This is a genomic window from Paraburkholderia dilworthii (assembly GCF_000472525.1).
Taxonomy (GTDB): domain Bacteria; phylum Pseudomonadota; class Gammaproteobacteria; order Burkholderiales; family Burkholderiaceae; genus Paraburkholderia; species Paraburkholderia dilworthii.
Genome location: NZ_AWZT01000001.1, coordinates 1 through 20445 on the forward strand (window position 1 = coordinate 1; position 20445 = coordinate 20445).

Genomic DNA, 20445 nt, shown 5'->3' on the forward strand with positions numbered 1-20445 from the left:
GAAAACGCTTTGGCCACTCGATGAAAAAGACTCCAACGCCACGAACGACGCTTGCTCCGGGAATTGCCAAGGTGCTGAAGCGACTGCACTATCCGGGCAGTGGATAAGGCGGGCAACACCATCGATTTTCTGTTCCGAGCCAAGCGGGACAAGGCTGCTGCGCGGCGCTTCTTTGAAAAAGCAATCGCTCAGAACGGTTCCCCCGAGACGGTAACCATCGACAAAAGCGGCTCCAATCTGGCCGCGCTTCACGCGGTGAATGCCGAGCGCGAGATGCCCATCAGGGTTCGTCAGATCAAGTACTTGAACAACATCGTGGAGCAGGACCATCGGGCCATCAAACGCCGAACCCGACAGATGCTCGGTACTCGGACACAATCCCGAATCCTGCCGCGTCGTTCGCTCGACCAGGCAGTACTGCCGCAGCATAGCGGGTTGCTTGCCGGTTACTTCGCCAGACACGTTGACTCGGTGTTTCGGAAAATTGGTCGCTCCACCGTTAATCAGGCAGGACAGCGACAGCCTTTATTTCAACGATATAACCGGCTGTGCCCCCGAGCATGTGCGCGCCGATGGCCGTCCATGCGGGCATAGGGTGCGTCGTGAGATAGCGGTCACGTATTTCTATGAATAATGGTAAGTCGCGCATATCGGTGTGAAACGTGGTGACGTCCACCACGTCGCTCAGCGAAGCACCTGCAGACTCGAGTACTTTCTTCAGGTTCTCGAACGCTTGAACTGTCTGGGCTTCGCGACCTTCAACGAGTTTCATTTTGTCGTCGCGACCAATCTGGCCAGACACGTATACGGTGCTTCCGACCTTGACCGCGGGAGCGTAGCGAATTCTTTCGTACACCGCTTCCATTCCGGCCGGCACGACGGCTTTGCGTTCCTTCATTGCGGCGTCTCCAGACTAATTTCGTTTCAAGGCTCTAGCCGTTGTCGCCGCCGGCAACCGGCAACACGGCACCCGTGATGTAGCCAGCTTCGTCGGATGCAAGAAAGAGAATCGGCGCGACTTGCTCTTCAAGCGTCCCATAGCGCTTGAAGAAGTTGGACTCAGCTACCTGCTTCACGGCTTCGCTCATCCAGGCCCTTTCCTGGTCATTATCTCCGACTGCGTTGCGAGGCACGCGTCGCGGAGGCGCATCTGTCCCGCCCGGGGCAGCAGCGACCACGCGGATGTTGCGTTCGCCGTACTCCATCGCGAGCGACTGGGTTAGGGCATTGACGCCGCCCTTGGCAGCCGAGTAGGGCACGCGGCGAATACCTCGTGTAGCATTCGATGAGACGTTGACAATGGTTCCCCGACCTTGCGTCAGCATCTGAGGAAGGACCGCGTGGCACGCATACAGGGTTGGCATCAGCGAGCGGCGGATTTCAGCATCGATCTGGACCGGTTCGAATTCCGCGAAAGGCCGCATTCGAATGGCACCGCCCACTGCATTGACGAGGATGTCGATCCGGCCAAACTTTTGCGCTGCGAAAGTCATTGTCGAAGCTGCACCTTCATACGTCTCGAGGTCTGCGACGAAGCCGGCTGTCTGGGCACCAATTGCTTCGGCGGCGACATCGGAGACAAACTCGGCACGGTCCACCAACAGCACTTTCGCACCCTCCGATGCTGCACGCAGGGCGACGCCGCGCCCGATTCCCTGCGCCGCTCCAGTGACTACCATCACCTTGCCTTCGAACCTTTGCGCGTTCATGAGTCCACCAGTACTGCGTTGGGGGTAAATTTCTCGTAGTGAAAGCTCGTTGGCTCTACACCGTTTTCGTCGAAGTATTTGCGTACAGCATCCACCATTGGCGGCGGGCCGCACAGGTACACGTCGACATCTCCGTCGTTCAAACATTCTGCGGGCATGTGCTGGGTCACCCAGCCCTTGCGCGGGTGGCTGGATTCGGCCGCAGCCACAACGGTGCTAAACGTGAAATTCGGAAGCTTTTCCGTGTATGCCTGGATGGCTTCGACCAGCACCAGGTCGAGGTCTCGGGTCACGCCGTAGACGAGGTGCACCGTCTGCTGAGAGTTCGCACTGGCCAGTACTTCCAGCATCGACAGGAAGGGGGCGAGCCCCGTGCCGCCTGCGAGGAACAGCAAGGGCCGTTTGACAGGACGCAAATAGAAGATGCCCATCGGTCCGGTTAGCTGAACCTTGTTACCAGGCTGGGCCGATTCGAGCCAGGTGCTCATTACGCCACCGGGAATCTTCTTGATCAAAAAGCCGATTTTCGATTCGCCGGGCGACGATGAGAACGAGTAGGAGCGATGTTCGCTGCTGCCGGGTACATCGATGTTGACGTACTGACCGGCAAGGAAGACGGGCGGGGCGCCGTCCACGTCCATCTCAAGCACGACGGCCGCGTCGTTGTGCTCCTCGACCTTTGTGACCGTCGCGGCGAACTTGCTGTGTTCGGTCTTGCAGGCCGTCGACGATGCCGGGACCGCGATGACACAATTGCTCTCGGGAACCATCTGACATGTGAGGACGAGACCGCTCTGCTTCTCGTCGTCGGTAAGCGCGTCCTCTATGTAGTCATCGCCCAAATCGTAGCTGCCACTCTCCGCCCGACATTTGCAGGTACCGCATACGCCGTCAGAACAGTCCATCGGCAAGTTGATCCTGGCGCGAAAGGCGGCATCGAGAACCTTCTCTCCGGCCTTGCATTCGACGAAGCGGGTCACTCCGTCTTCGAAGTTCAGTGCAATGTTGTAGCTGGACATGTTGTCTCCTACTTCCTTGTCTCTATCCGACCGGTCGCATCAAACGTGATAGACGTCGAGCACCTGTCGGATATAGTCGTTCTTGAGTGCAATCTTCTTGCTGGAAATCAGCAGACGGTCGTCGACCGTGCGCACGGTTACGTACATCGTGCCGAAGAACTGGTCCGTAATCTTGTAGCGGTGAATAAGCGTGTTGAAGTTGTATCGAAGGTCCACTTCGCCATCACGTTCAGCCAGCACTTCCACATTGGTCACGTTGTGGCTCGTGCGCGGTTCTGGCATCGAAGCGCCGCTTCGTTCGGTCTTGATGCGGAATACGCGGTCTTCGAGGCCACCCCGGTCCGCGTAGTACATCAACGAGATTTGCCTCTGCGGATCCTCCGTCAGCGTGTCATCGTCGTCCCACGCCGGCATCCAGTAAGTGACGTCCTCTGTGTAGCAGGCGAGCCACTCGTCCCATTGACGGTCATCCAGGAAGCGGGCTTCCTGATAAAGGGCGCGACAGAGTTTTTGATAGTCGAAGCTCATACCGTCGCCTCCGCTTGTTCTTTTCGCAAGGCTTCGCGCATCACCTGCAACCAGTATTCGTGCTGAACCACAAAGAGGCCCTCATCTTCGCTACGTTCTCCAGAGATGAGCGGATTCAAGCCCATGCTCCTCGCGTTTTCATCCGGTCCGTGAATCCACAGCGGAGCACCGCGCGAGAGGTCGTTCCACATCGCCGTTGAACCGGCGTACCCGGACTGACACGCGCGAAATTCTTCAAGGTCGTCACTGGTCCCCATGCCCGATACGTTGAAGAAATCTTCGTATTGGCGAATGCGGGTCGCGCGGTCTTCGGCACTCTCGCCCTTGGGGGCGAAGCAGAATATGCTGACTTCGGTCCTGTCGACGCTAATCGGACGAACCACACGAATCTGCGTGCTGAACTGGTCCATCAGGAAAACGTTGGGATAAAGGCACAGATTGCGGGTCTGGTTGACGACGAATTTCCCCTTGTCTTCGCCGACGCGCGCTGTGATTTCGGCGCGGTGCCGATAAACCGGCCTCACTTCCGGGTTCATGGTGTTGGTCCACAGCAGGATATGCCCGTGCTCGAATCCGTACACGCCGGCAACCGACTTGCTCCAGCTATCCGCATCCACTGCCTTGGTGCCTTCGACCTTGCGTCGGCCCATCGTTGCGGCGTAGTTCCAGTGGACCGTGCTGACGTGATAACCGTCGCAGCCGTTCTCCATCTGCATCTTCCAGTTGCCGTCGTAGATATACGAGGAGTTCCCGCGCAATACTTCCAGGCCGTCCGGCGCTTGCGCAACGATCTGGTCGATGATGATCTTCGTCTCACCGAGGTAATCCTCGAGCGGCATGACGTCGGCATTCAGGCTGCCGAACAGGAAACCGCGGTAGTTCTGAAAGCGCGCAATTTTCTTCAGGTCGTGTGAGCCGTGTTTGTTGAATTGCACAGGGTATTCGGTGGTTTTCTCATCCTTTACTTTCAGGAGCTTGCCAACGTTCGAGAACGTCCATCCGTGAAAAGGGCAGGTGAAACTGCTCTTGTTGCCGTGCTTGCGACGACACAGCATTGCACCTTTGTGCGCGCAGGCATTGATGACCGCGTGTAATTCGCCGGTTTTGTCGCGCGTGACAACTATCGGCTGGCGACCAATCCACGTGGTGTAGTAGTCGTTGTTGTCAGGAATCTGGCTTTCGTGCGCCAGATAAACCCAGTTACTCTCGAAGATATGCTTCATCTCGAGTTCGTACAAATCGGCATCGGTGAAGATGTCGCGGCGACAACGGAAAACACCGTTTTCTTTGTCATCCTGCACGGCGTTACTCAGCAGGTCTTCCAGCTTAAACGCCTTGTCGATAGTTGCACACATGTCTGCTCTCCCTATGCGGACTCCGCGGACGAGCCCTTGCATCGGTTTAATGATTTATGCGGAGAATCAGGCAGCTAGCCGGTCAGAAAGCCGCCGTGTCGAGCGGTTACACTGCAGCTGATGCCCGCGGCCGATTGACGAGCTGGTTGTCTTTACCCTTAATCAGGGGACTCAGCGCGATGTCGAACTGAATTTCTTTGTACGCATCGGCTTTGAGGCCCAGGGCAATGCCACCCGTCTTGTCGACGACTTGAGGAACGAGTTCCTCGCGAGTCGCATAGGCGAAGTCGTCCCAAATCAGGGGGTCGCCTTCGATGTTGATTTGCGTCGTCAGCTTGCGCGTTTTATCGCTGGTGACGAAGAAGTGCACATGCGCCGGACGATTACCGTGCCGGGCAAGCATGTTCAGCAGTTGCTGCGTGGCTCCGTGCGGCGGGCAGCCGTAGCCTACCGGCATGAGTGTGCGGAATTCATATTTGCCATCGGCACCCGTTCGCACTGCGCCGCGAAGGTTGAACTCGCTCTGTGCGCCGGTCGGGTCGAAATGCGAATAGAAGCCCTTCGAGTTGGCGTGCCAGCATTCGACCACTGCGCCCGCCACGGGCTCGCGGTCGGGCCCAGTCACAGTGCCATGGATAATGAGCGGGTCAGCGTCTTCGTCAGGGTTGACATCAATTTTCGATACACCGTCACGCACCGGCGCGCCAGCGACATACAACGGCCCTTCAATGGTTCGCGGCGTGCCGCCATGAATGTCTGCGTCCAGGTCCTGCGCATCCATGCGGATGTCGAGATACTTTTCCAGACCGAGGCCAGCAGCCAGAAGCGCCGCTTCGCCGTCCTGTCCGAGTTTATTGAAGTAGGTCACGCCGGCCCAAATTTCATCGGGGGTCATGTCGAGGTCGTCGATGGCCTTGAACAGGTCGCCCAGCAAGCGATGGGTAATCTCCTTGGTGCGGGCATTGCCGCCCTCGCCACCAAGATTGGTGGCGGCCTTGAGAAGGGCCTGCGCTTCGTTTGTTTCGAACACTTTGACGTTCATTGTCTGCTCCTGATCTCTGTATTTTTCGATGGGGTTAACCCTTTGTTTCTGCCCGGTTGGAGTATGCTCAGAAGGTATAATCGGGTGTGAAACTCGGTATAAATGCAGGATAGTCGAGGGCAAACGGACCGGTCCAACACCGATTTAGTATCGGCCTATATCTGAGAGGTATTGAATGGAGCTGCGACACCTCCGGTACTTTGTGGCGGTTGCCGAGGAGCGGAACTTCACGCGGGCCGCGCAGCGCCTTCATATCGCGCAACCACCGCTCAGTCGGCAGATACAGCAACTGGAAGACACCTTAGGCGTGCAACTCTTTGAAAGAAACTCGCGCCCTCTGAAACTGACGGAGACGGGCAAGTTCTTTTACGGCCACGCAGTGCAATTGCTGGCACAGACTGCGGAGCTCGAGTCGATGACACGACGAGTGGGCAACATTGAGCGCAGCATGTCCGTCGGTTTTGTCGCATCGACCCTGTACGGGTTGTTGCCAAAAATAATTCGCCGCTTTCGCGACGAGAATCCGACGGTTGAGCTCAGCCTTCACGAGATGTCGACCACAGACCAGATAAGGGCGCTCAAGGACGGACGGATCGATGTCGGTTTTGGCCGCATCCGGCTAGAGGATGCGAACATTCGGCGAGTGGTTCTGCGAGAAGAGAAGATGATTGTCGCGTTTCCTCTCGGCCACCCGCTTTCGATTTCCAAGCCTGTTTCAGCCTTGCGGGACCTTGTCAACGAAACGCTGATCATCTACCCGAAAACGCCGCGTCCGAGCTACGCAGACCAGGTCCTCGCCGCCTTTCACGACCGAGGATTGAAGCCGCGAAAGGTCTATGAAGTCCGGGAAATCCAGATTGCGTTGGGGCTAGTCGCGGCCGGCGAGGGGATTTCCATTGTCCCGAGCAGCGTTTATGGCCTTAAGCGAGACGACGTGAGCTATAAGGAGCTGGACGACCCGACTCTGGTGTCGCCAATCATCATGAGTGTGCGTGCGATGGACGAGTCGCGCGACATCAGCGAGATGCTCGATCTCATTTATCGACTGTACGAAGAAGAGCAGGTCGCTTCCGTCGCCCGCACAGATGGGGGGCGGTAAGCCGGTTATACCTTGGCGGTATGACACTAGACGTCGATGGTCTTGGACAGGGGAAGATTGCGCGCGCAATACTTCAGCAACCCACCAACTTCGTCCCCTCAGGTATGAACCCCCAAATCACCTCCGTCGAAGCGATCTTAGTTGACCTTCCAACCATTCGCACGCATCAGCTTTCCATGGCGACGATGCAGCAACAAACCATGGTCATCATTCGCCTTCGCGCGAGCGACGACATCGAGGGCATTGGGGAAGCCACGACCATCGGCGGTCTCTCTTACGGCGAAGAAAGTCCCGAAGGCATCAAACTGACCATCGACACATACCTGGCCCCGGTGTTGGTCGGACAGGATGCGACGAATGTTAACGACGCGATGCTCAAGCTGAACAAGGTTGCCCGTGGCAATCGGTTCGCCAAGTCCGGTATCGAAACGGCGCTGCTGGATGCGCAGGGCAAACGTCTTGGCGTGCCGATGTCGGCGCTGCTCGGCGGAGCTGTTCGCAAGACCCTTCCGGTCCTCTGGACGCTCGCGAGCGGCGACACCGATCGCGACATAGAAGAAGCTGAAATGCTTCTCGCTGAACGTCGGCACAATACGTTCAAGTTGAAGATTGGACGGCGTAGCGTTCGCGACGACGTAGCTCACGTGTCAAAAATCAAGGCAGCCTTCGGCGACCGCGCCAGAATCACCGTGGACGTGAATCAGGCATGGAATGAAATTGATGCCGCGCTGGGAATTGCCGCGCTGGAAGCCGCCGGCATCGACCTCATCGAACAACCCACGCCTCGCGAGCAACGCGGCGCACTTGCCCGACTAGCTGCTCGTTTCATCGTGCCAATAATGGCAGACGAGGGGGTAACGGGTCCCGAAGACGCTCTCGAACTCGTACGTGGCTCCTGCGCTGACGTTTTCGCATTAAAGATTGCGAAGTCAGGTGGCATCTACGGAATGATGCGGACTGCGGCCATCGCTGACGCCGCCGGCGTGGCGCTGTACGGAGGCACCATGCTCGAAGGCAGCATCGGCTCGATTGCTTCCGCGCATGGATTCGGCGCGCTTCCTCAACTGTCATGGGGTACTGAGCTCTTTGGTCCACTCCTGCTTAAAGATGACGTGGTGACGGCTCGCCCCCATTATCGCGATTTCGACTTGCACATTCCTGAAGGGCCAGGGCTCGGACTCCATATCGATGAAGAGAAGCTCGCTTTCTACCGCCGGGATAAAAAGGCCTGAGCACACCAGGTCATTCGCCAGTCGAAATGACGCAATCACCCAGCCACTCAAGAAGCGTCTCGTAAGGAGCAACAATGCTGTATCTCGCAAGAATGGATGTACACCTGCCGCAGGATATGCCGGTTGCTCAAGCCGATGAAATCAAGGCCCGTGAAAAGGCATATTCGCAAGAGCTACAACGACAGGGGAAATGGCAGCAGTTGCACCGGGTCGTTGGTCGGTATGCGAACTACAGTATCTTCGACGTCGACTCGCACGACGAACTGCACGAGATTCTTTCTGGCCTACCGCTATTTCCATACATGTCGATTGAGGTGACCGCGCTTGCACGGCACCCATCGTCGATACGGTAGAGCCAGCGCCGTTAGGACGGCATTCGAACGTCGGCTCCCGCCGGTCTGTGAGGAGCCCGGCATCGCTGATCGCAGGGTCGCGAGTCGCCGCAATGTTCGTTGCTCTTACTTAAGCGGTGTCGCCTCACGCGGCTGACATTCCCGTCGCCTGATCGGGCAATCGTTGGAATGGGCGAGAACGTGCATGGACAAGTCGCGTTAGCACGCCGATCATAGTCCTCGACGGCACAGCAGAGTTCTAACGATGACGGACGATCTGACGACATGGCTGGTGCAGATTGGCCTCGGTGGGCACGCCACGAAGTTTGCATCGCAAGGGATCGACTGGGACGTGCTCGGCGACCTGTCCGAGGGCGATTTAAAGGAGCTCGGCCTGACGCTCGGCGACCGCAAGCGGCTCGCAAAAGGGCTTGCGGCACTGAGCGAATCCCACGCGCGATCGCTCGACCGCGCGAAGGAACGAGCAGACTTGCCTTCGCCGGCTGCGCGCGAAACCGTCGTGGCCGAGAGGCGGCAACTCACCGTGATGTTCGTGGACCTGATCGATTCCACGGCTCTCGCGGAGCGCTTCGATCCCGAGGACATGCGACGCCTGCTAGGGATCTATCATCAAGTTTGTGCAAGCGTGATCGAAGTTCATGAAGGTCACATCGCGCTTTACATCGGTGACGGCCTGCTCGTTTACTTCGGCTACCCGAATGCGCACGAAGACGATGCCGTCCGCGCGGTACTTTCCGCTCTCGCTGTCGTTTCGGCGCTTCGAGAGGCCAACGAGCGCATCGAAGTCGAGCACGGCGTACGCCTGCAGATGCGTATCGGGATCGAGACGGGACTTGTCGTCGCCGGCGCGATTGGCGCTGGATCCACGCGGGACCACCAGGCGATCGTCGGAGAGGCGCCAATCATCGCCGCAAGGCTGCAGTCGGTCGCTCCGCCCGACGCGATCGTCGTGGGCCCGGCCACTCAGCGCCTGATCGAAGGATCGTTCCTGCTCGAAGACCTCGGTTGGCAAGAACTGAAAGGGATCACTGGTCCGGTTCGAGTCCAACGCGTGCTGGCGCAAACGGATGCGATCGACCGCTTCGGAGTCAGGGCGGTCTACGGCATCACGCCGCTCGTCGGCCGAGCCGCGGAACTCGACATGATCCGGCAACGCTGGAAGCAGAGCGTCGACGGCGAAATGCGCTGCGTCGTGTTGAGCGGCGAGCCGGGTATCGGCAAATCTCGCGTGCTGCGGGCATTCGGCGACGGCATCAGGGGCGACAACCATGCGGTCGTTTCGCTCCACTGTTCCTCGTACTATTGCAACAGCCCTTTCTGGCCGGTATTACGCTGGCTGCGGCGCGCCTTTGGCCTTGGTCCCGACACGCCCGACTCATCGGATCTGAAACGGTTGGAGGTGGCAATTGCAAGACTCCGACTGGATGCCGACGAGACGCTTCTCGTGCTGACGACCTTGCTCGGAATTCCGGCGGGCGGGCGCCATCCGGTAATCGATGCCTCATCCCCGTCCTTCAAACGCCGCACGCTCGACGTGCTCGTCGCCATCATCGAAAAGTCGACGCAAGTTCAGCCGGTGCTCGTCATCGTCGAGGACGCGCACTGGATCGATCCGTCATCCCTCGAGTTCGTTCGGCTGGTGCTCGAGCGGCTCGTGGCCGCCCCGCTGTTGCTACTGCTCACGGCGCGGCCGGAGTTCGAACCGGGATGGATTTACCCTCATCTCGTACAGGTAAACCTCGATCGGCTCTCGCGGCGCGATTGCATCGCGATGATCGAAAGGCTTACCAATGGAAAGCGGCTGCCGCCTTTAGTACTCGATCAGATCGTCTCCAAAACGGACGGCGTACCGCTCTTCGTCGAGGAACTGACAAAGGCCGTTCTCCAAGGCGAATTGTTGCAGGATGCCGGCACGAGCTACGAGTTGAAAGGAACGCCGCAGACCATTGCGATCCCGGACACGCTACAGGGCTCGCTACTATCGCGGCTCGACCGGCTGGAGCCAGCCGTGAAGGAAACCGCCCAGATCGCGGCCACGGTGGGGCGGGAGTTCGGCAGGAAGCTGCTTGGCCTGATTGCGTCCAGGCCGGAGAACGATCTGCAGGAAACGCTAGACCGCCTGATCGAAGCCGAAATCATCCTCCCCGCTTCTGGTAAACCGGGGGAGGGAGACGCGTATCTGTTCAGGCACGCGTTGATCCAGGAGATCGCCTATCAATCCCTGTTGCTGGCGCGCCGCCGCCAATACCATGCGCTGATCGCCACTGCTCTGGAGGAGCATTATCCGGAAGTCGTCAATCGGCAGCCCGAATTGATCGCTCAGAACTTCGCTGCCGCCGACCTGCCGGATCGCGCAATCGGCTACTGGCAGCGTGCCGGGGAACAGGCGCTTGCCGGCGCAGCCTACGACGAGGCTATCGCTCACGCGCAGCGCGGGCTTGAATTGATATGCCGATGTTCCTACAGTAATCATGATCGGGCAGCCCACCTGGTGCCTCTGCTGCTGACAAGAGGCGGAGCGGAGATCCGGTTGGCCCGCCGCGAGGCGATAGCGACCTTCCGGCAGGCCGCGCAAATTGCTCGCGAGCAGAACTTGCCGTCGTTTCTTGTCCAGGCGGCGTTGGGGTTCGACACCGCCGAGACGTTCCTCGAAGGCTCCGGCAAAGCATCGCTTTCCTTGCTGGAAGAGGCGCTCGGCTTGATCGGTACCGAGGAGTCCGTCGAGCGCTGCCGCCTGTTGAGTCGGCTGGTCCGCACCGTTCACATGACCGGTGCAGGTGAACAAGCCGACGAACTGGTTTTGGAGGCTGTCGCTCTAGCCAGACGCCTGAACGACCTGCCGAGCCTGTTCGACGCATTGGCGTGCGACATGATGCATATCGGGGCTCGCCCTTTGCCTGCGGACAAGTTCCCGGAGCGTGCAAGCGTGTTACAGGAATTGAGCCAGATTGCAGAAGATCTCGGTGATGCGCACACCATAGGTCACGCATGCGCTCGATGTCTCGCCGGCTACCTGGAGATCGGCGCGGTGGAACGCTTCGAGAGCGCCCTGGAAAGATATCGGCAGATTGCCACCAGTGGGCAGCATTTCGTCGACAAATGGTGTGTGACAGGTGCGCAGGCGATGCGGGCCATACTTGTCGGGGACTTCGCTGTGGCGGAGCACAAGGCGCGAGAGTCGTTGAAAATGGCGCAGAGCGTCGACGCGAAACTGGCAACGGGCGTCTACGGCATGCAGATGTTTTCGATACGTCGCGAACAAGGCCGGCTCGCCGAGGTAGCCCCGCTCTTCAAGCGGTTCGTCGACGAGCATTCCGAAGATGCTGCGTGGCGGCCCGGGCTCATGTTGATCTGCAGCGATCTCGGCTTCGAAGCTCAAGCCCGCGACAATCTCGAACGGCTTGCGGAATCGGAATCCAGCATCCCTGTAGATAGCAAGCGGCTCGTCACGTTGACGTATCTGGCGGAAGTCGCTGCGCGGCTCCACGACGTCGGCCACGCCGAACAGATTTATGCCCGTCTCCTGCCGTTCGGGGACCAGGTCGTCACCGTTCCTGTTTTTACGCTGTGCTGCGGATCGGCGGCACGGCATCTCGGCATGCTCGCCGGCACTCTTGGCGATTGGTCCGCCGCCGAAGAGCATTTCGAATACGCGCTGTGCATGGATGAGCGCTTGCGGGCGCCGCCCTGGCTGGCGCATAGCCGGCACGAATTCGCCCTCATGCTGGCAGCGCGCAATCGCATCGAAGATAGAGCAAGAGCGCAAGACCTACTCGCCGCGGCGGCCACGGCGGCGAGCGAACTGAAGATGTTTGCCCTCGTGGAGCGCATCCGTGCCGCTCGGACAAGCACGGGGTTCGCAAACTAGTACACGGCTGCATGTTGCGAGGCGCAGCGATGAGAGCCACTAATCAAGGAGGATCCGATGCCACGTTTTATGATTGAACGAAATTTTGCGGAACAGTTGGAGGTCACCGGCGCAAGTGCGAGTGCCGTGAAACTGATCAACGACGAGGAGGGTGTCGAGTGGCTCTTTTCGTTTCTCAGCGCGGACAAGAAGAAGACTTATTGCCTGTACGAGGCGCCCAACGCCGAAGCCATCCGCGCTGCGGCACGCCGGGCGAACCTGCCTGCCGATGTGATCATCGAGGTGAGCGACTTGCGGCCAGAAATGTTCAATTAAGGGACGGGCGCGAATGGCACTGTTGTGTCGCGAGGACGATGCAACGACAGGAGCGCCGCCCGCGTTATCGAATCGATGGAATGCATCGGGGAACGCCTGCGCTACGAGGCAAGCGCAGCGTCTACCGCAGGCAGATAGCTGCTGTATCCCGCTTCCACGAGGTCCGCGCATACGCGCTCGAGTTCGCGCCGCGTTCCTTCAGAATGGTCGTGTTTCGCACGAGCGAGGGCGCGCCCGCGCCTCACAAACAGTTCCGCCCAGGGCAGCGGCTCCACGCGGGTATAGTCTTCGAGGGCAGTGGCGTAGTGCAATGCGCCGGCTGCGTCTCCGGCGGACAACATCGCTTCGATCGCATCGCGGTAGAACCACAGATGATTGTGCCCGACCGCGCCGCGCCGCAACATGTCCGCACCTTCGGCAAGCAGACGTGTGCGCTCATCGTCGTCCTCGACGGCGCGGCTTAGTGCGCTCACGGCCTTGGGGGCGCTGAACTGCGTTCCCACCTCGCGGCAAATCGCCAGCGCTTCGCGCAGCAATTCGGCGGCCTCTCGCCGATGCCCGCTGTCGAGCAGTCCGCGCGCTCGCATTTCCATGTTCTGTGCTTCGAAGCGGCGAGCGCCCAGTTGCCGGATGATCTGCATCTCGCGCTCGAGATGAGCGAGAGTAGCCGGCATGTCACCCATTTCGTAGCAGGCATACACGCCCAACGTTTCGCACAGCATCTGCGCACGCGGCTGGCTGACCACCGCCGCAGCGCGTGCGGCGGCGCTTACGTCCTCGCGCGCCGCGCATGCCTCGTTGAGGAAGATTCTGCTGAAGCCGGCCATCGAACGATTGGCGACCTCGATGCGGCCGAAACCGTGTTCACGGCTCAACGCAACGCACAGGCTAAAGTGCTCGAAGGCGGTGCGCATGCGCCCTTGCGCGTAGGCAGCGTCCGCGAGGCCGCCGAGTGCGCGCGCTTCCGCTTCGGGCAGGCCGAGCCGCCGTGCGTAGGCGAGTCCGCGCTCGTGCTCGGCGCGGCAATCCTCGATCCTGCCAAGCGGAAACAGGATGTTGCCGCGCAAGTGATGCAGGCGTGCGAGTTCGGGTAGCTTGCCCAGACGTTCCGCCACTTGCTGCGCGGCGTCGAGCAGCGGGAGGGCTTCGGCGAGGCCTTCGCATACCCGCAGACCTTCGGCGAGCCCAAGTTGGGACTGACAGAGATCCGTTTCATTCGGCGCGGTGGCCACGGCCGCACGGTACGTCGCAATCGACCCGGGGATGTCGCCGAGGTCTCGTTGAAGTTCGCCCTTGAAGCAGGTCAGCGCGTAGCGATCCGTATCTTTTTGCGCAATTTGCAGACCTCGCTCGACTAGCCGGAATGCCGCCTCGGTGAAGTAGGCCGCGCGTTGCGTGAGCGCGGCGTCGAGGTAGGCCAGCGGCGCCCGCTCGTCCTCGGCGCGATCGAGATGCTGGGCGCGCAGCACCGGGTCGGTCGCTGCAAACCAGTCGGCCGCGAGGCGGTGCAACTCGCGGCGGCGTGCCCGCAGCAGCGTCGAGTAGATGCTCTCCTGGATGAGCGCATGGGCAAACAGGAAATCTTCGCCTTCCGGCAAGACGAGCGCGTTGCGGACGAGCCCGTGACAGACGTAGTCCGGTGTATCGATCAGCCGCCGCAGCAAGGCGAGGCCAAAGCGCTGTCCGATGACTGCGCCGGCCTGGAGTGCCTCGCGGTCGCGCGTAGCCAGCCGGTCCATGCGCGCCAGCACGAGGCTTTGGATGGTGGCGGGGACCGCTTCCTCGCTGCCTTCCTCGGCGTTACGCAGGAGTTGTTCGAGGAACAGCGGGTTGCCGCCGGCTCGTTCGATGCAGGCACGCGCGACACGGCTGGTTGCATCGATAAAGCTGCCGGCAAGGTTCAGCGCCTCCTCGCTGCGCAGCGGGCCAAGGTCGATCGTGGCAAAGGGCGTGCCGCGGCAACTGGCTCGCCATGCCGCGTCGAGGGGATCGCCGTCCACGCGCGAAGTCATGACGAGCAGGCCCGGACCGTTCGCGATCGCCGCGGCGAAGGCGGCCAGGTAACCGAGCACCTGCGGATCGGCCCAATGAAGGTCTTCCACGACAATCAGGGTTGGCCGATGCCGGCAGACATCCTCCGCGATCGCTGCCGCGACCGTGCGCTTGCCGCGCGCACGTGCAGCATTGTCCATTGCATCGTAAAGCGTGCGCCCTTCACCGGTTTGCGTGAGGTCGAGGATGTCGTGGAGAAACATAAGCTGCTCGGGGCCGACGGCCCCGGAGGCAGCAACCCGTGCGGCGGCAGCGCGCCTTTCATCGACGCCGGCCGCCAGCGCGAGGCCCACCATGCTGCCGACAATGGCGCGGATGGGATCCTGGCCTTTCCCCACGCCGAAATCAAGCACGAGGCCGCGGTGGCCGGCAAAGCACAGCGTTTCGACGAAGCGGCGCATTTCGTCGACGAGCCGCGTCTTGCCGATGCCCGCCTCGCCGCGGACATAGACGACGTGGCCGGCCCGCTGCTCGAGGCACGCGCGGGCGAGGCCCTTGAACTGCTCAAGTTCAGCCTTGCGGCCGACAAAAACACTTCGGCTTGCGATGACGGTTTCACCGGCGAGACAGCGCAGACGCCACACGCGCACCGGCGAATCGATCCCCTTGAAGCGCATCGCGCCGCCGGCGTCGCTTATCACGCATTGACCGAGTGCGCGATGCGCGCCATCGGAGAGCAGTGTTTCTCCAGGGCCGGCGGCGGCAACTAGCCGGGCCGCCAGGTTCACGGACTCGCCCAGCACGGTGTAGTCTTGAACGTCCGCGCGCTCGAACGAACCCGCGACTACCTCGCCGCTGGCAATGCCCACATGCGCCTTCAGCGGAAGCGACACTTGCTCGGCCAGTCCCTTAAGTGCCTCATGAATTTCCAGCGCGGCACGCGCCGCGCGAAGCGGATCGGTGTCGTGCGCGCGCGGTGCGCCGAAGATGGCCATCACGGCATCGCCGATGTGCTTGTCGATCGTACCGCCGTAGCCGAGCACGATCCCATCGACGAGCGCGGTGTAACGACCGGTCAACTCGCGCAACTCTTCAGGATCGAGTGTTTGCGACAGCGCTGTGAAGCCACACAGATCGGCGAAGAGAATGGTGACTTGCCGGCGCTCGCTCGCGGGCGCATCCACGGCAGGCGGCGCTGCGCCCATGGCGACACGCTGATCGGCAATTGCCGCGAGTAGGCGCTTGCGGTGGCCGAGCGAGAGGACGCCCAGTTCTTTGAGGTCCGCGTCGTCTAGCTGTTCCAGCATCGTGAGATCAATGTCGTTCCGGGCAAATGCCGGTGCGTATTGCCCAAGTCCCAATGCGTGCAGCCACTGATCGATATCCATCGCCGCCACCAATCCGATGCGCTCGAATCTACTCCGCGCCGCTCATTGCCGCGCAGCTTATCGAACCCTAGGCCCGGACCGGGCCGTGTTGGACCCACGGATCATACGAATCGACGCCTCGTCCATTGCCGCGCTGCGACGGGCGCAATGGTCAGATACGCTCGTTGAAGGTATTCCCGATCAAAACACAGTGTACGTCCAGCGCGACGGAGACGGATACCGTGCATGAGCGACGCGGGGAGGGCAGATTCCGCCCGCCGCGTGCCGCCTTGCCGCGGTGCCGCGGTGCGTTTGACACTGGCTGCGGCCACGACGGATACTGCACGACGGGCCGGGCACGTTGTCTCGCGAAGAGGCGAGCGCGACCTGCGGTCGTTCGTCATCCGAAACGATAGGTGATGTTCGAACACGGCGCAGCCGCGGCGCGCCGAGCGAACTACACAGCCCAGGCAAGATCGCATCCACTCTCACGGGGAAATAATGTGAAGCCAGCCATGTCAGGTTCCTCATCCGGCCCCCGCTCCGGGCTACGCATTCGGGGCCTGGCCGGAGATCTGACGGCCGGCATGGTGTCGATGCTGGTCATGCTCTGCTATGCAATGAGCCTCGGTACCATGATCTTTAGCGCGGATCTCGCCCGTTACGCCGGGCTAGGGGTGCCCACCGCTCTCATCAGTTGCGTAGTGACGGCACTCGTGATCGCCTTGATGAGTTCGATGCGCGTGAACATCGCCGGACCCGACGGCAACGCCACAGCGTTTCTTGCCGGTGTGGCGGCCGGCGTCGCGAGCAGCGTGCGGGCCGACGGCGGAACACCGCAAACAATCTTCCTGACGGTGCTGATCGCCATCGCGTTGTGTTCGGTGGTGACGGGCGTCATTCTGTATGCGCTCGGGTCGTCCAGGCGCGGGCGTTCCCTGCAATTCCTGCCTTACCCGGTTGTAGGCGGCTTCCTTGCCGGGACGGGCTACCTCCTGCTGGCCGGCGCGTTTCGGGTCGTGACCGGCGAGCCCTTGAACTGGCACACCTTCCCGCTGGTGATGCACCTGAACTGGCTGGTCTGGACACCGGCTTTACTCGTGTCCGCGTCAGCCACACTTTTGTCGCGCACCTGGAAACACGCTGCAGCACTACCCATCACGCTTGCACTCGGCGTCGCCCTGTTTTACGTGCTCCTCTTTGCCGCCGGCCTGTCGATCGACGACGCACGCGACACGCGATTGTTGCTTCCACGCGTGGCGCCGCACGCCATGAGAATTCCCGAGTTGCATTTGCCGGCATCGCTCATGCACGGCGGGGTCGACTGGGCGGCAATCGGTGCGCATTTGCCGGAGACCCTCGTCGTTACGTCGATTTCGGCGATTTCGATTCTGATGAATTCGACTGCGATAGGCGCAGCCACGGGTGAAGATATCGATCTTAACCGCGAGATGCGTGCGGCAGGCATCGCCAACATCGCGAGCGGGATGTTAGGCGGAATGGTCGGCTACCAGTCTTTCAATCGATCGATGCTCAATGCACGCGCTGGCGCGACAAGTCGTTTAGCCGGCGTGTTCGCTGCCCTTGCTTGCCTGTTCGTGCTGGCCGTCTCACCGGATCTGGTGGCGCTATTCCCGGTGCCGGTGCTGGTCGGGTTGCAGCTCTTCATGGGAGTGCGTCTGTTGATCCAGTGGCTGGTCGGTGCTTTTGGCAAGCTCAACTGGCATGAGTACCTACTTGTACCGCTTATTCTGGGCGCGATTGCGTTTTACGGCGTCGTCACGGGGGTGGTCGCCGGAGTGGTTGCCGCATGTGTGATGTTCGCGTTGCTGTACGGCCGCGTCAGCTGCGTTCGTATGGAGTTCGACGGCAGCACGCGCACATCGGCTGTCGAACGCAGTATGGAGGCCACCGAACGGCTTCACGAACTCGGTGCACAGGTGTGCGGAACATGTCTGCAGGGGTTTCTTTTCTTTGGTACGGCCAATTCGATCTTGCAGCGCGTGCGCGAACGGCTGGCCACGCGCGGGCCCTTGTCCGTTCGCTTTGTCGTGCTCGATTTCGCGTCGACCAATGGCATGGACGCATCGGTATCGGTTAGCTTCGTCAAGCTTTGGCAGTTGTGCGCAACGACTAATGCGGACCTGGTGCTGACGGGGTTGCCGATACGCTCGCGTGAACTACTTATGAAGACCGGCACGCTGAATCTCCGGATCCACGAGTTTTCCACGCTCGATGCGGGATTGGAATGGATCGAAGATACGCTTCTCGCCTCGGATTCACGCGCGTTGCCCCGCGCCGAAGAGGATTTCCACACGATGCTCGCGCAGTATTTCACGCCACCTGCGCTCACAAGGCTGCTGGCCCTTCTGGAAGTGCGCGAGCTTAGGGCGGGGCAGCCGGTGTTCCGTCGCGGCGAGCCGGGGGACGCCATGTACTTCGTCGAGAGCGGCCGTGTCACTGTCTCGCTGCCGCTTGCCGATGGGCGCAACCTCAGGTTGCGCTCATTCGGGCCGGGTACGATCGTCGGCGAAATGGCGGTGTACACGCAGCAGGCGCGCAGTGCGGATGTGCTCGCGGAGGGTCCCGCACGCGTCCTGGGTTTGACGCTCGAGTCGTTGCATGCGCTCGAACGCGACGACCCTGTAACCGTGCAGCAAATTCATCGTTTTGTCGTCAAGGTCATGGCGTCCCGTCTGGCTGTCGCAGACGAGGCCTTGCACGCCGCTCACTCCGTCCCGAGCGGGTAGAGTACGGGCGCCAACGCATTCTTGAGGCACGCGTCCCAGCCCTCATCGGGCCAGGTAAAAATCCAGGGGGATAAACTTGACGACCCATCCGCCTTCTTCGCCCCGCGTGGCTGCGGGGTGCATGGAGGCGATGCGCAACGCCTCGTCACGGGTATCCGCCTCGATGACGAACAGGCCGCCCACGACTTCCTTCGACTCGGTGTAGGGCCCATCGGTGATGTGCGTCTTGCCACCGTGCGGGCGGAGCGTCGTCCAGCTGTCCAGATCGCCAAGCGACGCGGAAATCAGACCTTGCCGGTAGCCCGCATCTTTCGTCCAATGCGGGGCATTGGCTCACCAATTCCTTGACGTCGCCTGGCGCCATCGCGGCGAATTTTTCGGGTGTGAAGTAGGCCAAGCCGAGGTATTTCATGGGAGGTCTTTGGGGATGGATACCCTGACGACGAAGCTGATGATCGAAAATCGACAATCTTCTGGGAAAGTTTGTAGCAGGTCTCGCCAGCCTGTCCGCTCTGGGTCCAGAAACGATCAGTTACCCGCACACGGAAGCTGTCATTCCACGGGCCGGTCCGCGCCGAAAGCGACTGGATAACTTAGGAATGTATTGGGCGTCATTCAAAGTGTCTGACCTGAGACATTCGCTTTCTCCTTCTAGCAAAAAAACGTTCCGCAATGGAAACACGCTTTTTTCTTGTCGTTTCTCTACCGGCAGCGTTGCGCCGGACGCTCGCTACCGGGGGGCGGTGCAATTTCATGATTGATTCGCGCAGGCCCAATGAGTGATCCAGTATTTCTCGCAACAAAGCCCGAATGCATGGACTCACTTGGCGTTAAAACAGCTGCCATTGGCAGTCGGTAGGCGCGCCGACGCTATCGACGACACATCGTAGACCACGGCTGCTGAAAGTAACTCGAATGGCGGCTGTGTTCGATGACTTGTCCTCGAACGACGGCATGACATGACCGTTCTATCGGATGTCGTTGATCGAGCCGCCGGTTAAATCTTTTCAGCGCCCGCAGCCGGACCAAGGCTAAGATCGTTCTACAGGCTGCTCGCGCATGCGGGGCAATGGCTCAAAGCCGAATGGGCTCAGCGCCGGGCAGCGGGACATAGGCGACACACTCGTCCGGTGAACGAATTTCATCGCGGTTGATCGCAGGGCGGATGCTATTTCGGTTACGCTTGATGCCGGGCGCGTCGGGCATTAGCCCGCGAGCCTACGTGGAGCCGATCCAGTCTCACAAGAAGTTCCGAACCCTGCTTCTGGATGTGGATAGGTATGTTGGGTAGCGCAAGCACTGCGCGAATGCGCGTTCGCCAGTAGTCTGGTTGCATTACGACATTTGCCTTTGCGGTATTGCGGGCGTGATCCAGATACTCCAACTCAGAGATCATCGTCTGGATATGAGCCAAGTCTTTTTCCGCGTGCGTTTGCGTTGACATAAGCGCTTGATGTTTTCTGATTTATTGTTCGTCAGTGTTCAAAGGTCGTGAGGTTCGTACCGTTTTGTGCGCGACTTATCGCGCTGTCGCATAGGAAACCGTCACCGCCGGGTCCAGCGGCACCAGTCGTGGTGATCCAGGTTCCTGAGTAACTCTGCACGGCGATATTCACGACGGTAGTGAGCGATTACGCCGGTTGCCGCAATCACCAGTACGAACATACCGATCACAACCCCAAGCCAGGATTCACCCATTGCAGTCTCCTTCGTTACGTCCAGTCCGCGCTTACGGACCGGCTGACGGTGCATTACAGGCGTTTCTTCTATCCTTGCGTTGAACGTTCGTTTGAACGACAGGCCGCAAGTCGACGGA

General features: G+C 60.3%; 14 protein-coding genes and 2 pseudogenes. 7 read left to right on the forward strand and 9 right to left on the reverse strand.

All coding sequences use genetic code 11. From position 1 onward, the window contains the following. Positions 1 to 93 precede the first annotated feature (93 nt). A pseudogene (locus tag F759_RS40505) lies at positions 94 to 366 on the forward strand (DDE-type integrase/transposase/recombinase); the annotation flags it as partial. 133 nt (positions 367 to 499) lie between these two features. On the opposite strand, the gene F759_RS0100010 reads toward F759_RS40505, so the two are convergent. From F759_RS0100010 to catA, 6 genes are all read right to left on the reverse strand, one after another. Further along, positions 500 to 898 (reverse strand): RidA family protein, encoded by a 399-nt coding sequence (locus tag F759_RS0100010; RefSeq protein WP_027798023.1) that lies wholly within the window; start codon positions 896 to 898, stop codon positions 500 to 502. Between the two features lie 34 nt (positions 899 to 932). Continuing rightward, positions 933 to 1709 carry a benzoate diol dehydrogenase BenD gene (benD, locus tag F759_RS0100015; protein ID WP_027798024.1) on the reverse strand — a complete coding sequence of 259 codons (777 nt, stop codon included), beginning with the start codon at positions 1707 to 1709 and terminating at the stop codon, positions 933 to 935. Further along, the gene (gene benC / locus F759_RS0100020; RefSeq protein WP_027798025.1) at positions 1706 to 2728 is read right to left on the reverse strand and encodes a benzoate 1,2-dioxygenase electron transfer component BenC; all 1023 of its coding nucleotides are present in this window, start codon (positions 2726 to 2728) and stop codon (positions 1706 to 1708) included. Before benC ends, benD begins: the two co-directional genes overlap by 4 nt. A 39-nt stretch (positions 2729 to 2767) precedes the next feature. Beyond that, positions 2768 to 3256, reverse strand: a complete 489-nt coding sequence (gene benB / locus F759_RS0100025) for a benzoate 1,2-dioxygenase small subunit (protein WP_027798026.1) — start codon at positions 3254 to 3256, stop codon at positions 2768 to 2770. Then, complete coding sequence (locus tag F759_RS0100030) at positions 3253 to 4611, reverse strand: Rieske 2Fe-2S domain-containing protein (RefSeq protein ID WP_027798027.1); 1359 nt, start codon at positions 4609 to 4611, stop codon at positions 3253 to 3255. The genes benB and F759_RS0100030 overlap by 4 nt, the downstream gene beginning before the upstream one ends. Positions 4612 to 4717: 106 nt before the next feature. Next, positions 4718 to 5653, reverse strand: coding sequence for a catechol 1,2-dioxygenase (catA, locus tag F759_RS0100035; protein ID WP_027798028.1), 936 nt, complete (start codon positions 5651 to 5653; stop codon positions 4718 to 4720). 175 nt (positions 5654 to 5828) lie between these two features. Here catA and F759_RS0100040 point away from each other — a divergent pair, with 175 nt between their 5' ends. From F759_RS0100040 to F759_RS0100060, 5 genes are all read left to right on the forward strand, one after another. After that, the gene (locus tag F759_RS0100040; RefSeq protein ID WP_027798029.1) at positions 5829 to 6752 is read left to right on the forward strand and encodes a LysR family transcriptional regulator; all 924 of its coding nucleotides are present in this window, start codon (positions 5829 to 5831) and stop codon (positions 6750 to 6752) included. A 104-nt stretch (positions 6753 to 6856) separates the two neighbouring features. Then, the gene (locus tag F759_RS0100045; protein ID WP_027798030.1) at positions 6857 to 7984 is read left to right on the forward strand and encodes a muconate/chloromuconate family cycloisomerase; all 1128 of its coding nucleotides are present in this window, start codon (positions 6857 to 6859) and stop codon (positions 7982 to 7984) included. A 74-nt stretch (positions 7985 to 8058) separates the two neighbouring features. Continuing rightward, positions 8059 to 8337 (forward strand): muconolactone Delta-isomerase, encoded by a 279-nt coding sequence (gene catC / locus F759_RS0100050; RefSeq protein WP_027798031.1) that lies wholly within the window; start codon positions 8059 to 8061, stop codon positions 8335 to 8337. A 244-nt stretch (positions 8338 to 8581) separates the two neighbouring features. Then, positions 8582 to 12205: an AAA family ATPase gene (locus F759_RS0100055; RefSeq protein WP_027798032.1), complete on the forward strand. Its 3624-nt coding sequence runs from the start codon at positions 8582 to 8584 to the stop codon at positions 12203 to 12205. Positions 12206 to 12262: 57 nt separating this feature from the next. Continuing rightward, positions 12263 to 12520, forward strand: a complete 258-nt coding sequence (locus tag F759_RS0100060; protein ID WP_027798033.1) for a DUF4242 domain-containing protein — start codon at positions 12263 to 12265, stop codon at positions 12518 to 12520. A 101-nt stretch (positions 12521 to 12621) separates the two neighbouring features. Here the strand turns inward: F759_RS0100060 and F759_RS0100065 are convergent, their stop codons facing one another. Continuing rightward, positions 12622 to 15900: an adenylate/guanylate cyclase domain-containing protein gene (locus tag F759_RS0100065; RefSeq protein ID WP_027798034.1), complete on the reverse strand. Its 3279-nt coding sequence runs from the start codon at positions 15898 to 15900 to the stop codon at positions 12622 to 12624. Positions 15901 to 16394: 494 nt separating this feature from the next. Here F759_RS0100065 and F759_RS0100070 point away from each other — a divergent pair, with 494 nt between their 5' ends. Further along, the gene (locus F759_RS0100070) at positions 16395 to 18629 is read left to right on the forward strand and encodes a SulP family inorganic anion transporter (RefSeq protein WP_051377019.1); all 2235 of its coding nucleotides are present in this window, start codon (positions 16395 to 16397) and stop codon (positions 18627 to 18629) included. Between the two features lie 42 nt (positions 18630 to 18671). On the opposite strand, the pseudogene F759_RS44965 reads toward F759_RS0100070, so the two are convergent. Beyond that, positions 18672 to 19041 (reverse strand): annotated as a pseudogene (locus F759_RS44965) (YciI family protein). 1133 nt (positions 19042 to 20174) lie between these two features. Beyond that, a complete protein-coding gene (locus tag F759_RS43160; RefSeq protein ID WP_167333998.1) occupies positions 20175 to 20327 on the reverse strand; it encodes a hypothetical protein in 153 nt (50 codons plus the stop codon). Positions 20328 to 20445: the final 118 nt, after the last annotated feature.

Coding starts and splice junctions, on each gene's coding strand:
- F759_RS0100010 (WP_027798023.1), bottom strand. CDS start 898: ATGAAGGAACGCAAAGCCGTCGTGCCGGCCGGAATGGAAGCGGTGTAC.
- benD (WP_027798024.1), bottom strand. CDS start 1,709: ATGAACGCGCAAAGGTTCGAAGGCAAGGTGATGGTAGTCACTGGAGCG.
- benC (WP_027798025.1), bottom strand. CDS start 2,728: ATGTCCAGCTACAACATTGCACTGAACTTCGAAGACGGAGTGACCCGC.
- benB (WP_027798026.1), bottom strand. CDS start 3,256: ATGAGCTTCGACTATCAAAAACTCTGTCGCGCCCTTTATCAGGAAGCC.
- F759_RS0100030 (WP_027798027.1), bottom strand. CDS start 4,611: ATGTGTGCAACTATCGACAAGGCGTTTAAGCTGGAAGACCTGCTGAGT.
- catA (WP_027798028.1), bottom strand. CDS start 5,653: ATGAACGTCAAAGTGTTCGAAACAAACGAAGCGCAGGCCCTTCTCAAG.
- F759_RS0100040 (WP_027798029.1), top strand. CDS start 5,829: ATGGAGCTGCGACACCTCCGGTACTTTGTGGCGGTTGCCGAGGAGCGG.
- F759_RS0100045 (WP_027798030.1), top strand. CDS start 6,857: ATGAACCCCCAAATCACCTCCGTCGAAGCGATCTTAGTTGACCTTCCA.
- catC (WP_027798031.1), top strand. CDS start 8,059: ATGCTGTATCTCGCAAGAATGGATGTACACCTGCCGCAGGATATGCCG.
- F759_RS0100055 (WP_027798032.1), top strand. CDS start 8,582: ATGACGGACGATCTGACGACATGGCTGGTGCAGATTGGCCTCGGTGGG.
- F759_RS0100060 (WP_027798033.1), top strand. CDS start 12,263: ATGCCACGTTTTATGATTGAACGAAATTTTGCGGAACAGTTGGAGGTC.
- F759_RS0100065 (WP_027798034.1), bottom strand. CDS start 15,900: ATGGATATCGATCAGTGGCTGCACGCATTGGGACTTGGGCAATACGCA.
- F759_RS0100070 (WP_051377019.1), top strand. CDS start 16,395: ATGTCAGGTTCCTCATCCGGCCCCCGCTCCGGGCTACGCATTCGGGGC.
- F759_RS43160 (WP_167333998.1), bottom strand. CDS start 20,327: ATGGGTGAATCCTGGCTTGGGGTTGTGATCGGTATGTTCGTACTGGTG.